Origin of the sequence: Pseudomonas chaetocerotis, assembly GCF_015712105.2 — a bacterium.
Taxonomy (GTDB): Bacteria; Pseudomonadota; Gammaproteobacteria; order Pseudomonadales; family Pseudomonadaceae; genus Aquipseudomonas; species Aquipseudomonas chaetocerotis.
The window spans coordinates 391339-407092 of sequence record NZ_JACFYX020000001.1; the positions used below are offsets into that span (position 1 = coordinate 391339).

Consider the following 15754-nt stretch of genomic DNA (forward strand, 5'->3'; position numbering starts at 1 on the left):
CCGCCAGGAATCGCATCCAGACAAAAAAAGGGCGGCCACGCGCTATGCGGGCCGCCCGAATCACGGAGTTGCTTACATCGAATGATCGCGATGACTTGCGACCACCCGTATTGGATTACCGCTCGAGGATTGCCGTCACACCCTGACCACCGGCCGCGCAGATGGAAATCAGGCCGCGCCCCTCGCCGGCCACCGCCAGCAGCTTGGCCAAGTTGGCGACAATGCGTCCGCCAGTGGCTGCGAACGGATGACCGGCGGCCAGCGAGCTGCCCTTGACGTTCATCTTGCTGCGGTCGATGGAGCCCAGCGCGGCGTCCAGGCCCAGGCGCTCCTTGCAGTAGTCCGCGTCTTCCCAGGCCTTGAGCGTGCACAGCACCTGCGCGGCGAAGGCCTCGTGGATCTCGTAGTAATCAAAGTCCTGCAGGGTCAGGCCATTGCGCGCCAGCAGACGCGGTACCGCGTACACCGGTGCCATGAGCAGGCCCTCCTTGCCCTGGACGAAATCCACCGCCGCCGCCTCGCCATCACGCAGGTAGGCCAGCACCGGCAGGCCGCGGGCCTTGGCCCATTCCTCGCTGGCCAGCAGCACCAGCGAGGCGCCATCGGTCAGCGGCGTGGAGTTGGCTGGGGTCAGCGTGCCACGCGGACCACGTTCGAAACAGGGCTTGAGGGTCGCAAGCTTCTCCGCGCTGATGTCCGGACGCAGGTTCTGGTCGCGGGTCAGGCCGAGAAACGGCGTCATCAGGTCATCGTGCCAACCTTCGGCGTAGGACGCCGCGAGCTTCTGGTGACTGGCCAGTGCCAGCTGATCCTGCTCGTCACGCGGGATGGCCCAGCGCTGCGCCATCAACTCGCAGTGCTCGCCCATCGACAACCCGGTACGCGGCTCGCCGTTGCGCGGAATGTGCGGTGCCAAGTGGCGCGGGCGAATCTTCAGCAAGCTCTTGATCTTGTCACCGGTGCTTTTACCGCGATTGGCCTCCAGCAGAATCTGCCGCAGCCCCTCGTTGACGCCGATGGGTGCGTCGGAGGTGGTGTCAACACCGCCGGCGATGCCGCAGTCGATCTGCCCGAGGGCGATCTTGTTGGCCACCAGAATCGCCGCTTCAAGACCAGTACCGCAGGCCTGCTGCAGGTCGTAGGCCGGGGTTTCCGGCGCCAGGCGCGAGCCCAGCACGCACTCGCGGGTCAGGTTGAAGTCCCGCGAGTGCTTGAGTACGGCACCGGCCACTACCTCGCCAAGGCGCTCACCATGCAGATTGAAGCGCTCCACCAGCCCTTCGAGGGCGCTGGTCAGCATCTCCTGATTGCTTGCCCTGGCGTAGACGGTGTTGGAACGGGCGAACGGGATACGGTTGCCGCCTACGATGGCGACCCGGCGCAACTGGGTCATGGGGACTCCTTGCTGGTCGAGAAATCGAGGAAACCTGTGGCGAACTATTGCCCGTCCGCCGGTTCCCAGAAACATGAGACGTAGAATCTGTTCACGATCTCGCGAGCTAGAGCCATACAAGGCGCTACGCCAGTAACAGCCTCCGGCTGGTCAAAACAGGCGAGGAGCGCTCGGAGTCGCGCTCGACTTTACGAGCTGTAAATGAGCAGTACTCGCTTTGCTCGCCCTCCGGGCCGCGCTTAAGCGCGTTAGCCGCAAGCGGCTTCCGACCGGGCTGGCGCTCCAGGCTGTTTTTAACGCAGTAGGGCCGACGCGCAGCAGATCGTGAACAGGTTCTGACACTGTAGCCTTCTGACCGCACAGGCTAAACCTCAAACAGGTGCGAACATTGGCCGCCTTGCCGGCATGTGAGGCAACAGAGTCAATTGCGCTTGGCCGACTGCCGCGTACAGTGACACGACTTTCGATTCGCCCGCAGGAGCCCTTCATGTCCGATCGTTACCTCGCTTTCGCCAACTCCTCCACCGGCCGCCGCCTGGTTGGCGCCCTCGGCCTGCCGGCGCCTGTGCGCCTGGAACGCTGGATGGCTGGCCGCGTGCGACCGGTAGACGGCGCACTGCTGCTCGGTGCTGAAGGCGAACTGCTCCAGGCCGTGATGCCCTTCGCCAACAAGCTCACCGATCAATTGTTCTCAGCTCGCGACGGCCAGTTCGATCTGCCACGCTGGACTGCCGAGCACGGCCCCAAACTCAAGGCACTGGTATTCGACGCCAGCCACCTGACCCGTTTCGAGCAACTGATCGAGCTGCGCGATTTCTTCCAGCCCACCTTCAAGGGGTTGGCCAATAGCCCTCGCGTAGTGGTGCTGGGGCGTGCGCCCGAATCACTCAAAGACCCGGTCGCCGCCAGCGTGCAGCGTTCACTGGAAGGTTTTACCCGCTCGCTGGGCAAGGAAATCCGTCGCGGTGGCAGCGTGCAGTTGCTCTATATCGGCAAGGGTGGCGAGCAGCAACTGGAAGGCGCGCTGCGCTTCTTCCTCTCGCCGAAAAGCGCCTACGTCTCCGGTCAGGTACTGCGTCTCGGTGCCTGCGGCGAACAGGTCAAGGACTGGACACGCCCATTGGCTGGCAAGAAGGCGCTGGTCACCGGCGCCTCACGTGGTATCGGTGCTTCCATTGCCGAAGTTCTCGCCCGTGACGGCGCCGAGGTCGTACTGCTCGATGTGCCACAGGCTGCCGATGCGCTACAGGCGCTGGCGGCGCGCCTGGGCGGGCGCGCGGTGACTCTGGATATCTGCGCCGACGATGCGCCACAGCGTCTGGTCGAGGCGTTGCCCGACGGCCTCGACATCGTCGTGCACAACGCCGGCATCACCCGCGACAAGACCCTGGCGAAAATGAGCGACGCGTTCTGGAACTCGGTAATCGACGTCAACCTCAAGGCGCCGCAGGTGCTGACCCAGGCGCTGCTGGACGCCGACAAACTGCATGACAACGGCCGCGTGGTGCTGATCGCCTCGATCAGCGGCATCGCCGGCAACATGGGCCAGACCAACTACGCGGTGAGCAAGGCTGGCGTGATCGGCCTGGCTCAGGCCTGGGCACCGGCCCTGGCGAAGAAAGGCATCAGCATCAACGCGGTGGCCCCCGGTTTCATCGAAACCCAGATGACCGCCGCCATTCCGCTGGGCATCCGCGAAGCAGGCCGACGGATGAATTCGATGAGTCAGGGCGGCCTGCCGCAGGACGTCGCCGAAGCCGTGGCCTGGTTCGCCCAACCGGGCTCGGGCGCAGTGACCGCACAGGTGCTGCGCGTGTGCGGGCAGAGCCTGCTCGGTGCCTGAGACCGTTGGGCTGGTGGGCTGAAGCGGATCGCCGCCCGGCCCCCCCTACTGCCAGGGCGATTCATGTAGGGTGCGCCGCGCGCACCGAGGCCATCACCTTTATCCCGTGGGTGTATGGTGCGAACGACGCACCCTACGACTTCACACCTTGCCGCGCTTGCGAAACTCCACCGGTGTTTCCCCGACCCAGCGCTTGAACGCGCGGTAGAAGGTGCTCGGCTCGGAGAAGCCGGTACGCTCGACTATCACTTCGATGCGCTCGTCGGTCTTCAGCAACAGCTCCTTGGCCAGGCGGCAGCGGTAATCTGTGATCAGATCGTTGAAGCGCACACCGGCCATGGCCAGGCGCTCGCGCAGGCGCCGCGCCGGCATGTTCAAGCGCGCCGCTACCTGCTCCAGGGTGGCGCCACCATCGACCAACAACTCGGCGATCAGTTCTCGCACCTGACGCACCAGGTCCAGCCTCTCCACTTCCGCCAATTGCCGCCGCGCCAGCGACTCGTGCATACGCAACAATTCCGGCGCAGCGTGGCGCGAGACCTTGTCCAGCACCGCGGCGTCGAACAGCAATGCGCAGTCCTCGGCGCCGAGGCGCACCGGGCAACCATAAACCGCCAGGTAGCGCTCTGCAGGTGCACCCTCGAGATGCATGAAGCGCACTTCACGCGGGCGAAAATCGTTTTCGGTCAAGGCAGTGAACAGACGGATCACCGCTCCCGCCAACATCTCCGGAAAATGGCGCGGCGTATCGGCTTCCAGGCCCAGCGTCAGCACGGCCATATCACCGTCAACATGCAAACGCGCGTTGAGGGTGTCGGAGAGCAGGCGCACGTAGCGCAGCGCATGGCGCAGGCCCGCGCCAAAGGTTTCGCTGGAGAGAAAAAGGTATTCCAGAAGCAGGCCATGGAAAGCAGGCAGATGCTGGGCCAGGTACAGCCCCACATGCTCCTCGTCGCACTCTTCGCTGGCGGCTTTCCAGAACGCTGCCTGGGCCGCATGGGGAAAACGGCCAGCCGGCAGCCCGCCAGGAGGCAGGCCAACACGCACCAGCACACGGTCAGGATCGGTTCCGCTGGCACGCAGAGCATCGATTACCGGGCGCATCAGCGCCACATCGTCGGTCAGGTCACGCATGATTCCTGCTGTTCTTCTTATTGGTGAGCATTACTCGTGAACGGCGCCATCTTAGGGGCAGCGAGCCGCCGCGCGCAAACCACGTCGCAGACGGATTGGCTAGCCTGCGCACACGCTGGGCAGAACAGCCAATGCCAGCGTGGGTCTGAGGGTTAAGCTGCTGTCACTCATTCGCCAAGGAGTCCGCCAATGGCCATCGACTGGCTCGACCTCGATACACCACCGGCCCTGCCTGGTCTGTTCCTGCGCGCCGCCCTACGCCGCAAGGTGACTGGCCGCCAACTGCCCAACATCGGTCTGCGCTGCCGCGTGGAGGTGGACCCGAAGCACCTGGCGCGCTATCGCCAGGTCTGCGCCATCGCAGACAGCCCATACCTGCCACCTGTCTATCCGCACGTGCTCGCTTTCGGCCTGCAGATGAAGTTGCTCACCGACCGCCGCTTTCCCTTCCCGCTCCTGGGCCTTGTGCATCTGCAGAATCGTATCCGCGTGTTGCGTCCGCTGGGTGGGCTGGGCCCGTTCCAGATCAGCGTGCAGATCGCCGATTTGCAACCCCACGACAAGGGCGCCACCTTCAGCCTGATCACCCGACTGGAAGACCAACTCGGCCTGCTCTGGGAAGGTGATAGCCGCATCCTCTGCCGCGCCCTGCGCCTCGAAGGGCAAGCGCAGCCAAATGTCGAACAGCAGCCGCTGGAGCTGTCGCCACTGGCCGATTGGGCCGCACCCGCCGACACTGGCCGGCGCTATGCGCGCGTGGCCGGCGACTACAACCCGATCCACCTGTTCGCCGTGACGGCACGTCTGTTCGGCTTCCCTCGCGCAATCGCCCATGGCCTGTGGAACAAGGCGCGCAGCCTGTCAGCGCTGCACGCGCACCTGCCGCAGACCGGCTACGAGGTGGAGGTACGCTTCCAGAAACCCGTGCTGCTGCCCACCCACGTTGCCCTGCAGGCCAGCGAGTCTGCCGCCAGCGGCCAGTTCCGCCTGATCGGCGAGGGCGACATCGCGCACATGGCCGGGAGTTGGCAGCCGCTGACTGTCTGACGTAGCCCGATGTTATCCGGGAGCTGATATCGAGAACATCCGCCCCGGATTGCATCCGGCTAAGGGCGATGAGCTCGCTCCCACAAAAGTCGCTGCTCTGCCGACGTCTTCCCACCAACGACTTGCGGTCGCCTCCGTTCGAGCCGAAGCTATGCGGCTCGAACGGAGCCGCACCATGAACCTCGCCGAACTCACCGCCCGCATGCACGCCATTCGCGATCACAACGACTGGCGTCGTTACCAAAGCCCGAAGAACCTGGTCATGGCCGCTAGCGTGGAGATGGCCGAGCTGGTGGAAATATTCCAGTGGCTGAGCGAGGAGCAATCTCGTCAATTGTCTGCCGATCAGCTCGCCCATGCCGGCCAGGAAGTGGCCGACGTGCTGCTCTACCTTCTGCAACTGTGCAGTGAGCTGGGCCTCGACATGAACCAGGTAGTGCTCGACAAGCTCGCCGACAACGAACGGCGCTTCCTCAAATGAGCGACCGCCACTTCGACGAGCTCGCCACCCGCTTCGCCGAGAAGATCTACGGCGGCGCCAAGGGTGCCGTTCGCCTCGCTGTGCTGCAGGCCGACCTGGCCGAGACGCTGCCGGATCGCCCGCTGCGGGTGCTGGACGTCGGCGCCGGCCTGGGCCACATGAGTCTGTGGCTGGCCCAGCGTGGTCACCAGGTCACCCTGGCCGAACCCGCCGAGCCCATGCTCGAAGGTGCACGCCAGCGCTTCGCCGAAGCCGGACAGAACGCCACGTTCATTCAAGCGCCCTGGCAGGAACTGCTCGGCCAGCTGCAAGAGCCCTTCGATCTGGTGCTATGTCACGCCGTTCTGGAGTGGCTGTCCGAACCAGCGGCCATCCTGCCGGTGTTGCACCAGCTGACTGCAAGGAATGGCTGGCTGTCGCTGGCCTTCTATAACAAGGACGCGCTGATCTACCGCAACCTGCTCAAGGGCCATTTTCGCAAGCTGCGCAAGGAACACTTCGCCGGTGAGAAACAAAGCCTGACACCGCAACGACCGGTAGACCCACGCGAGCTGGCCACGCAACTCGTCGCCCACTGGCAGGTCGAAAGCCGTAGCGGCGTGCGCGTATTCCACGATTACATGCCGCAGCAATTCCAGGCCAAGGCCGAACTGATCGACCTGCTGGAAATGGAACTGGCGCACCGCCGCCACCCCAGCTTCGAGGGGCTCGGTCGCTACCTGCACTGGATCTGCCGACCACGCTGAAACCGTGGCGCACGCGTTGGACGAAGCCGACAGTCCGGCGTAGCCTGAAGCCACCGGGGATGTCGCGCGCGACTACGGAGACGACCATGCGCACCGCCATAGCCATACTCATCCTGCCGCTGCTGGTCGCCTGCCAGAGCCAGAATCCTTACCAGGCCGAATCGCTGCCGATGCCGCCGGCACCGCCTGGCGCGGCCACGACCTTCGACCGCAGCGCCTATCCCGCTGCGCCACGCGACTACGGCCGCTACCGTAGCTGGAGTTGGCTCGATGGCCGTGCGCCTGGCGGTGATCAACTGGCTGACAGCATCAGTGCCGGCCTCGACCAGTACGGCCTGCGCCCGGCACTCAACGGCCCGGGCGACGTGCTGGTCAACGCCCGTATCAGCCAGGAAACCCGCCTGCGCCAGTATCAGGACAACGTCGGTGGCTACTATGGCACCGGCAGCCACTGGGATCGCCACTACGGTGCCTACGGCGGCGTACCCATCGTGCGCACGTACGAGCAGAAAGTGGCCGTGGTGCGCATCGAACTGATCGACCCACGCGACCGCCAGGTGGTCTGGTCCGGTAGCGGCGAAGCCGTCGCCGGCAAGGACCAGGCGGCGCAGGCCGACGCCATGCGCGCGGCGATCCGCAGTGCGCTGGACGGCTATCCCCCCTATTGATCGACTGCCCCGGAGAGCATCATGCGTAACCTGCCCTACCTGATCGCTGCCCTGCTGCTGAGTGGCTGCGCCAGCGTCAGCCTGGAGCGCGACTTCGACCCCAGCCGCGACTTCGGCGCCTACCGTAGTTGGAGCTGGATGGATGAGAAACTCACTTATCAGCCCGACGACGTTCGCCTGAAGAGCGATATCACCGAGGCACGCATCAGCCAGGCCGTTGCCGAACAACTCGACCAGCGCGGCCTGCGCCAGGCCGCCGATGGCCAGGGTGATCTGAAAGTACAGAGCGTGCTGATCGTCGACGAGCGCCAGGATCAGATCACCACCCAGTACGGTGGTGGCTGGGGTGGTTATTGGGGGGGCTACTGGGGCGGCCCGGCCTTCACCGAAACGCGCCGCGTGGACTATAAGGTCGCGACCCTGCAGATCGACCTGTACGACGCCAAGGACGGAAAACTGGTGTGGCGCGGTAGCGGTGAGCAGCTAATGCGCAGCCAGCCGCCAACGCCCGCCGAGCGCGAACGCGCGATCCGCGAAACCGTCACCCAGGTGCTCTCGCAGTATCCACCGCGCTGAACAAGGACCACCCCGTTTGAACGCACACTTGCAACACCGTCCGGCCGCGGCCACCGACCTCGGTGACGTGGTCGGCTTCCCGCAGACCGTCGATGAACTGTTCTTCTGCTACCCCAAGGCCATCTGGCCGCTGAACGTCGGCCAGCTCGCTGCAGCCATCGCCGAGCGGCGTGAAAGCACGGTGGTGGAACTGGATGGAAAAATCGCCGGCTTCGCCAACTTCTACCAATGGCAGCACGGCGAGTTCTGCGCCCTGGGCAACTTGATGGTGGCGCCCTGGGCGCGAAGCCAGGGGGTGGCTCAGCACCTGGTAGAAGTGATGGAACAAATCGCCCGCGAGCGCTACAAGGCACCGCTGATGAAGGTGTCGTGCTTCAACGCCAACACTGTCGGCCTGCTGCTCTACACCCGCCTCGGCTACCAGACCGTCGGCATCGTCGAACGCCGCGCGCCGGATGGCAGCCGCGTGGCCCTGGTGCAGCTGGAAAAAGCCCTGCAGTAGCCCCCTATCTTCACCCCATTGCTCTCTCTGGAGTTACCCATGAATCAGATCAGCGGCTGGCTGCTGGCCTTGCCCTTCATCGCCGGCGCTGTGCTGCCTCTGCAGGCCGGCATCAACGGCCAACTCGCCCGCCAGCTTTCCAGCGTCTTCGCCGCAGCGCTGATCTCCTTCGCTGTAGGCAGCCTGGCGTTGTTGCTGATGACCCTGAGCCAGCGCGAGATGCCTGGTTTCGGCGCACTCAAGGAATTGACCTGGTGGCACTGGAGTGGCGGCCTGCTCGGCGCCTTCTTCATCGCCACGGCGGCCTTCGCCGGGCCACGGGTCGGGGCACTGCTGTTTATGGTGCTGGTGATCGCCGGGCAATTGGCCATGGCCATTACCCTCGATCACTTCGGCTGGGCAGGTTTCCGCGAAGCGCCCATCACCTTTGGCAAGGTGGCGGGCTTGCTGCTGATCGTTGCCGGCATCTGGCTGATCCGCCGGGGGTGAAACCTCATTGGCGTTGCAGCCGGTAGAAGAGATTGGGTTCGCTGGCCAGGTAAAGATTTCCCTGTGCATCGAAGGTGACACCTTCGGCCTGCGGCACACTGCCATGCAAGCCTGCGAAGCCCCGAAGCAGGGAACGGAAGCTGATCAGTCGCCCATCGTTGCCCAACTCGATGAGCAAGCGCGATTCATCGCTCAGCAACACTAGATGGCCGGTGCGCTCATCGAAATGTACGGACGACAGATCGCTCGCGAATATCCGGTGGTCTATCCAGTCCTGACGATCGATCACTTCAAGGCCGAACTCGCCCTCCAGACTGCGTTTGAGACCGCGAATCTCGTAGAGCTTGCGCGGTGAGTGTTCCTTGACGACGAACAAACGGTCGCCAGCCCGATCGTAGCCGAGCCCTTCAAAGCCCTGGTTGCCACCCAGATCGATACCAAGGGTCAGTGCACGATAATCGGCACGCTGCAAGGTCCCCTCACTGTGCGGCACAGGCACCGCAACCAATGCTTGCTTGCGCTCCTCGGCCAGAAGCAGCAGGTCATCACCGAGGTAGGTCACCCCCTCGATATCCTGAAAGCCATGCAGCGGATAGCGGCCCAGGACCTCGCCATCGAGGCTCAGCCTCAACAGTTGCTCCGGGTTGTTGAGCACGGCCCAGATCTGATGGCGGTCGTCGTCGTAGCTGAGACCAGAGAAATTATCGGCAACGCCAACGACCGGTTTGGCATCGACCTCGACCCGATACTCCGGCAGCCACAGGCTGCGGTGCGCCCAGTCATCCTGATGCCAGGACGTCGTGATCCAGAAATAGAGACGGTCGTCCAGGTGCATCGCTTTCATCTGGTAGGCAGCCAGCACGGCCCCCAGCAGCAACGCCCATTTCCATGGACTCAGAACAGGAAGCTTTCCAAGCATCCCCTTGGCTGCGGACATCATCGCGTAGCGCTCGCATGAAGGTGGATGGTGCAGTGTGCGGCGGATTTGTTGCAGTCGTTCGAGACAACGAATCCTGGGCTCTGACTGCCTGCAGAGCGGCGGGTTCGCCGCAGGCAGGCGGCAAAGGTAATAAGGTGTTGAGGACTGAACGGCGCAGGATGCTGGCCAATCGACACCCTTGCTGCAAGCAAAAAGCGCTATGCTCACGCGAGAGCATTCTGTGATCACAAAAATGACCGACGCTGAATTACCGCGCCAACCCAATACCTTCGCCCTGTGGCGTGAAGTGGATGACACCCGCATCCGCACGCGTCTGGGAGGAGTCTTCTACCTGCTTGCCTGGCTGCTGACCTGGGTGTTCAGTGCCGATCCTGGCAGCCTGATTCCAAGCGGTGTGCTGGGCTGCACGGTGTTCGCCGTACTATTGGCTGCACGCCTGCTGCACCGTCCTGATGGAATCCACCACCCTGAGCAACTGCAACGTTGGCTCGATCATCACTGGGGGCTGATCCTTCTGACCGCCTTGTGCTGGGGGCAGGCTCACGCGCTGGCGCTATACAGCGACGCCTACAACGACTCGGAAATGATCGCCACCCTCGCCACGGTGGCCTTCGGTACGGCGATGACCTTCAACTTCGCCATGCGCCGTGGCCGCGCCCTGCTGGCCCTGGCCCTGCTCTACCTGCCGGGCCTGGCGGTGATGGCGCTGAATTGGCAACACCAGCACGCGATGCTGATCACCCTGACCTTCTACCTCGGCTATCTGATTCTGGTGTTGGGCCGCAATCACCGTGAATACCGGGCGACCCTCGACCTGGAGCTGAAGCTGCTGGAGCAGCAGAGTCAGCTCGATCTGCTCAGCCGCACCGACAGCCTGACTCAGCTGGGCAACCGCTATCAGTTCAACAACCTGTTCCCCAGCCTGGTAGCCAATGCGGTGCGCCAGGGCGAGCCGCTGTCGCTGGTGCTGATGGATATCGACTTTTTCAAGAAGGTCAACGATGAACACGGCCACGCCGGTGGCGATGCTTGCCTGAGCGCATTCGCCGAACGCATGCGCAAGGTGTTTCGCCGTGATGCCGATGCCCTGCTGCGCCTGGGTGGCGAAGAATTCGGCGTACTGCTGCCGGGCACCACCCTGGCCCAGGCGTGGGATCTGGCCGAGCAATTTCGTCAGGAACTGGCAACGGAAGGCCTGCTGCTGGCCGGTCAGCGCCTGGAGCTGACCACCAGTCAGGGCGTCGGCTGCTTCAGCAGCAGTCATGACGGCGACGCCGACGCCTTCTTCAGACGCGTCGACGGTGCGCTCTACCGCGCCAAACGCGAGGGCCGCAACCGCCTGGTTACGGCCGATCACTGAGGCTCCGCTGGATCGTGCGGGGCTTGGGCGGGATGCGCCGCACGCACCAGCAAGTCTGCGGCGATAAGCGGTGCACACGGCGCCCCCCACCGAGGCTGCATCCCGACTAGAGGCGGAACTTGCCCATCTGCCCGGCCAGGTCATCCGCCAGGCGGCTCAGGGTCTGGCAATCCTCGCGGCAGGCGCGCACCTCACCAGTGGTGGCGTGCGCCAGATCGGCGATGCCCTGCACGTTGCGGTTGATCTCCTCGGTCACCGAGCTCTGTTCTTCGGTCGCCGCAGCCACCTGGGTGTTCATGTCACTGATGCGCTCGACCTGCTCGGTGATGGCGCCGAGAGACTGCCCGGTGCGCTGACTCGCCTCGACGCCGGTGCCGGTGGCCGCTTGCCCCGCGTGCATGGAGCTGACGGCCGTTTCCGCGCCCTGCTTGAGGCGTTGAATCATCTGCTGGATCTCGTCGGTCGACGCCTGAGTACGGCTTGCCAGCGTGCGCACTTCGTCAGCCACCACAGCGAAGCCGCGCCCCATCTCCCCGGCGCGTGCCGCCTCGATGGCGGCGTTGAGCGCCAGCAGGTTGGTCTGTTCGGAGATACCGCGAATCACCGCCAGCACCTGATCGATGGAAGCGACCTGCTCTGCCAGCTCAGCGACCGCACCCGCCGCGCTGCCAATATCGGCGGACATTCGCTCGATATGGGCGATGGACTGGCCTACCTCCTGGCGCGCGCTCTGCGCCTCGTCGCGTGCGCTGTGCGAGGACTGCGCAGCGTTACTGGCGTTGCGCGCGATCTCCTGCACGGTCAGGCCCATCTCGTGTACGGCGGTGGCCACCATGTCGGTCATTTCCTGCTGCTGGCCGGTACGCCCTGCGGTGTTCTCCACTACCCGCGCCACCTGGCCGACTGCGGTACGCAGCCGCTCGCTGGTGGCCAGCACATCGCCGATCAGGTCGCGCTGACTGGCGAGAAAGCGGTTGAAGCCACGGGCCAGATCGCCCAGCTCATCGGCCCGCGACTCATCCAGGCGGCGCGTCAGGTCACCACCGCCACCACCGATTTCCACCAGTGCCTGGGTCACCTGACGGATCGGCCGCACCAGACCGCGAGCCAGCAGCACCACAAGCCCCAGGAACAACAGTGCAACAGCCACACCAATCAGGCTGGTCATCAGCAGCGCCTGCCGAGCCTCGGCGTAGACTTCGGCCTCAGGTACCTCGCTGACCAGCAGCCAGTCGATACTGGCGAACTTCTGCGCCACGGCGAGAAAGATCTCGCCATCGCGCTCGAACCGTACCGCCCGGTTGTCGCCTGCAAGCACCTGACGGCTGGCGTCGGCGCCGAAGAGTTCGGCGAGCTTGCCACTGCCGCTCAGCTGCGAACGCGGGTGGACCTTGACGCTGCCCTGGCTGTCGATGAGAAACACCTGGCCGCGCTCGCCGAAACGGAACTCGCTGATCATCTTCGACATGTCCGCCAGGTTATAGCCCAGCCCCGAGACGCCGAGCGTCTTGCCGCCACGCTTGATGCGCTGATTGATGAACAGCGTGGGCAGCCGCGTGGTCTTGTCGATGTCGATTTCCAGCACTCGGTCACGGTCGCTGTCGACCAGGCGATAGAACCACTGGTTCTCCGCCTGACTGCGGTCCAGGGTGCGCATCAGCCCTTCACCGGTGGTGTAGTTGCCACTGGCCAGGGCGACGATGGAGGTGGTCATGGCGTTCTGCTGAGCGCGCACGCCCTCCAGATAGCGCGCGAATTCGTCACGCCGGGTGGCATCCTCGCCAGCAGCCAGCCAATCCTGCACCAGGCTGTTCTCGGCAATCGAGGCGTTGGCGGTAATGGGCGCAGTCAGCACCCGCTCCAGGTCGTTGCGGATCGCCAGCACCCGCGCTGGCAGCGCTTCTTCGATCAGGTAGCGTTCAGTCAGGCGATTGACCACCGCCGAGTAGATGCCGACGACGATCAGAATGCTGGCCAGCAGGGCAGCGCCCATGCTGAGGATCAACTGCCACTGAATACTGCGTTGCCAGAGGCGCATGGAGGCTTCTCCCGGTTATTATTCTTGAGCTCGCCCGAGCAATTGGATACAAAAATGTACACAAATTGCAAATCGATTACCGCCAGGTTTCATATCGGCGGCTCACGACAGAGCTTTATTCGCTCCAGGCGAGATCATGTGCAGTGATGATCAGGGCGCAGGCCAGAGCGGTCGGCGCCAGCGGCGTGCTTTACGGCCCTACGTTGAATTCCAGACGAGCGGTCTGGCCACCCTCGTCGAGCACGCTCAGTTGATGCCTGCCGCTGTCGAAGGCGTGATTGAAAGGTGCATCCAGCGCTGTGTCACCCAGCGGCCGGCCATCGAGGAACCACCAGCGCCGGCCACTTCCCCCCAGCGCTGAAAGGCTGAGCCGCAGCGGCTCATGCATGCCCTGCGGGCGACGCAGACGATCACCATCGCGCACGCCGACGATGGACAGCGGCGCCACCTGGCTACTGCGCGGTGGCGGGCAGCTCGGATCGACACTAGGCAAACGTGCCGTGCGTTGTTCACGACGCGGTAGCCAGGGCTCCAATGGCGCCGGCCACAAGGCCAGTTCACGCACCTCGCCCCCCGGGCAGCCCGGACCAACGCGACGCCCATCGGCATTCAACCAATAGCGCTCGCGCAGGCCGCTGCCCAACGGCTGATCAGCGGCCAGCAGCGTGGGTGGCGTGGTGCCTTCGAGCGTCCAGGCAAAGCGCAGGCGCCGGCAGTTGGGATCATCCTTGCTCATCGGCTGCCCCAGCGGCCAACAGATGGCGGCCACGCCAACCTCGGCTGGCTGTGGATCGGCCGGCGCAGCGATGCCGCGCTGGCTGTCACGATTGACCAGCAGATCATGCACCTGCAGCAGCAGCGGGGCAGCGGAAGCCAGGCCGAACTGGCCGGGCACCGGGGTGCCGTCCGGGCGACCGATCCAGATGCCGATCAGATGACGCGGACCAACGCCGATGGCCCAGGCATCGCGAAAGCCGTAGCTGGTGCCGGTCTTCCAGGCCAGGGTCGGCCGTTGCGCCAGGTAGGCGCGCGGGTCGCGATCCGGGCGTGCCTGGCCGCTGAGAATGCGCCTGATGATCCAGGCCGAGCCGGGCGACAGCAGGCGCCGCTCGCGCAGTTGATCATCTGGTTGCAGGCGAGGTCTGGCCGCCATGCCGCCGCGCGCGAAGGCACTGTAACCCGCCACCAGCGACTCCAGGCGCGAACCGCCGCCACCGAGAATCAGCGCCAGGTTCGGCTCGGCCAGCGCCGGCAGGCGGATCGGCACACCGGCACTGCGCAATTCGCCGGCAAAGCGCTTCGGTCCGTAGGCTTCGAGCAACTGCACGGCAGGCAGGTTGAGCGAGGTGGCCAGCGCCTCGCTGGCCGACACCGGGCCGATGAAGCCGGTAGCGAAGTTGCCGGGCCGGTAGTCGCCGTAGTGCCGGGGCACGTCCTGCAGCAGCGACTCGGAGTGGATCAGCCCGGCATCCAGGGCCATGCCGTAGAGGAAGGGTTTGAGCGTCGAACCGGGCGAACGCAGGGCGCGCACCATGTCGACATGACCGAAGCGCGAGGTGTCGGCGATATCCACCGAGCCGAGATAGGCGCGCACAGCCATGCTCTCGTGTTCCACGACCAGGATCGCCGCCGAGGTGCGCTCCGGCAGACGTGCCCGCCAGCCCAGCAGCAGATCCTCCAGACGCAGCTGCAGGCCGGCATCGAGGGTGGTGTGGATCAGCGGCGGACTGCCGGCGCGATTCAATCGCCGCGCCAACAACGGCGCCAGACTCGGCTCACGGCGCGGCGCGAGAAACACCGGTTCCTCCAGCGCCTCATCCACCTGGGCCTGTGGCCACACCTGAAATTCGCCCAGACGCCGCAGCACCTTGTCACGCGCTGCCTGGGCGCGTTCGGGATGGCGGTCCGGGCGCAAGCGGCTGGGCGCCTGCGGCAGCACCGCGAGCAGCGCGGCATCGGCACGCGTGAGCTGACCTGGTGGTTTGCCCAGGTAACTCCAGCTCGCCGCCGCGACGCCCTCGAGGGTGCCACCGAAGGGCGCGCGGTTCAGATACAGGGTGAGGATTTCATCCTTGGACAGGTACCACTCCAGCTGCGCCGTGCGCCAGAGTTGCTTGAGCTTGCCGGGCAGGTCACGGCCATGCGGGTCGAGCAGACGTGCCACCTGCATCGACAGCGTACTGCCGCCGGACACCACGCGCCCGCCGGTGAGGTTCTGCCAGGCCGCCCGTGCCAGCGCCAGCGGATTCACCCCGGGGTGCTGGCGAAACCAGCGATCCTCGTAGGTCAGCAACGCCTCCAGGTAATAGGGCGAAACTGCGTCCGGCGTCACCGGATAACGCCATACACCGTCACGATCGGCGAAGCGCCACAGCGGCGTGCCGTCCTCGGCCAGCACCACCCGCGCCAGATCGTCCTCGGGCAGGGGCAACGGGAACAGTTGGTCGGCGAGCCAAAGCAGGAATAGCGGAAGCAAGAGGATAAGGAGCCAACGGCGGGTTAGGCGGGGCATGCAAGACCCTCTCCCCCAGCCCCTC

At 64.9% G+C, this 15754-nt stretch carries 14 protein-coding genes and 1 pseudogene; 9 read left to right on the forward strand and 6 right to left on the reverse strand.

The features are described from left to right. Positions 1–115 precede the first annotated feature (115 nt). The gene (locus H3221_RS01865) at positions 116–1393 is read right to left on the reverse strand and encodes an acetyl-CoA C-acetyltransferase (protein ID WP_196473831.1); all 1278 of its coding nucleotides are present in this window, start codon (positions 1391–1393) and stop codon (positions 116–118) included. 487 nt (positions 1394–1880) lie between these two features. On the opposite strand from H3221_RS01865, the gene H3221_RS01870 reads away from it, so the two are divergent. Beyond that, a complete protein-coding gene (locus H3221_RS01870) occupies positions 1881–3236 on the forward strand; it encodes a 3-oxoacyl-ACP reductase (protein WP_196473832.1) in 1356 nt (451 codons plus the stop codon). A gap of 141 nt (positions 3237–3377) precedes the next feature. Here the strand turns inward: H3221_RS01870 and H3221_RS01875 are convergent, their stop codons facing one another. Further along, complete coding sequence (locus tag H3221_RS01875) at positions 3378–4370, reverse strand: AraC family transcriptional regulator (protein WP_196473833.1); 993 nt, start codon at positions 4368–4370, stop codon at positions 3378–3380. Positions 4371–4559: 189 nt separating this feature from the next. On the opposite strand from H3221_RS01875, the gene H3221_RS01880 reads away from it, so the two are divergent. From H3221_RS01880 to H3221_RS01910, 7 genes are all read left to right on the forward strand, one after another. Beyond that, positions 4560–5417, forward strand: coding sequence for a MaoC family dehydratase (locus H3221_RS01880; RefSeq protein ID WP_196473834.1), 858 nt, complete (start codon positions 4560–4562; stop codon positions 5415–5417). A gap of 175 nt (positions 5418–5592) precedes the next feature. Then, positions 5593–5898 (forward strand): nucleotide pyrophosphohydrolase, encoded by a 306-nt coding sequence (locus H3221_RS01885; RefSeq protein ID WP_196473835.1) that lies wholly within the window; start codon positions 5593–5595, stop codon positions 5896–5898. After that, entirely contained in the window at positions 5895–6644 is a 750-nt protein-coding gene (locus H3221_RS01890; protein ID WP_196473836.1) for a methyltransferase domain-containing protein, read from the forward strand. Before H3221_RS01885 ends, H3221_RS01890 begins: the two co-directional genes overlap by 4 nt. An 86-nt stretch (positions 6645–6730) precedes the next feature. Continuing rightward, a complete protein-coding gene (locus tag H3221_RS01895) occupies positions 6731–7312 on the forward strand; it encodes a DUF4136 domain-containing protein (RefSeq protein WP_196473837.1) in 582 nt (193 codons plus the stop codon). Between the two features lie 18 nt (positions 7313–7330). After that, positions 7331–7888 (forward strand): DUF4136 domain-containing protein, encoded by a 558-nt coding sequence (locus tag H3221_RS01900; protein WP_397427948.1) that lies wholly within the window; start codon positions 7331–7333, stop codon positions 7886–7888. Positions 7889–7904: 16 nt separating this feature from the next. Next, positions 7905–8390 carry a GNAT family N-acetyltransferase gene (locus H3221_RS01905; RefSeq protein WP_196473839.1) on the forward strand — a complete coding sequence of 162 codons (486 nt, stop codon included), beginning with the start codon at positions 7905–7907 and terminating at the stop codon, positions 8388–8390. Positions 8391–8429: 39 nt separating this feature from the next. Then, positions 8430–8879 (forward strand): DMT family transporter, encoded by a 450-nt coding sequence (locus H3221_RS01910; protein ID WP_160019317.1) that lies wholly within the window; start codon positions 8430–8432, stop codon positions 8877–8879. Positions 8880–8883: 4 nt separating this feature from the next. Here the strand turns inward: H3221_RS01910 and H3221_RS01915 are convergent, their stop codons facing one another. Continuing rightward, positions 8884–9819 carry an SdiA-regulated domain-containing protein gene (locus H3221_RS01915; RefSeq protein ID WP_196473927.1) on the reverse strand — a complete coding sequence of 312 codons (936 nt, stop codon included), beginning with the start codon at positions 9817–9819 and terminating at the stop codon, positions 8884–8886. Positions 9820–10051: 232 nt separating this feature from the next. On the opposite strand from H3221_RS01915, the gene H3221_RS01920 reads away from it, so the two are divergent. Next, the gene (locus H3221_RS01920) at positions 10052–11179 is read left to right on the forward strand and encodes a GGDEF domain-containing protein (protein WP_196473840.1); all 1128 of its coding nucleotides are present in this window, start codon (positions 10052–10054) and stop codon (positions 11177–11179) included. 106 nt (positions 11180–11285) lie between these two features. Here the strand turns inward: H3221_RS01920 and H3221_RS25725 are convergent, their stop codons facing one another. The 3 genes and pseudogenes from H3221_RS25725 to pbpC form a co-directional block, all read right to left on the reverse strand. Next, positions 11286–12023, reverse strand: a complete 738-nt coding sequence (locus H3221_RS25725; protein ID WP_397427949.1) for a methyl-accepting chemotaxis protein — start codon at positions 12021–12023, stop codon at positions 11286–11288. Between the two features lie 126 nt (positions 12024–12149). Further along, a pseudogene (locus tag H3221_RS25730) lies at positions 12150–13217 on the reverse strand (HAMP domain-containing protein); the annotation flags it as partial. A gap of 190 nt (positions 13218–13407) precedes the next feature. Continuing rightward, a complete protein-coding gene (gene pbpC, locus H3221_RS01930) occupies positions 13408–15729 on the reverse strand; it encodes a peptidoglycan glycosyltransferase PbpC (RefSeq protein ID WP_196473842.1) in 2322 nt (773 codons plus the stop codon). Positions 15730–15754 lie beyond the last annotated feature (25 nt).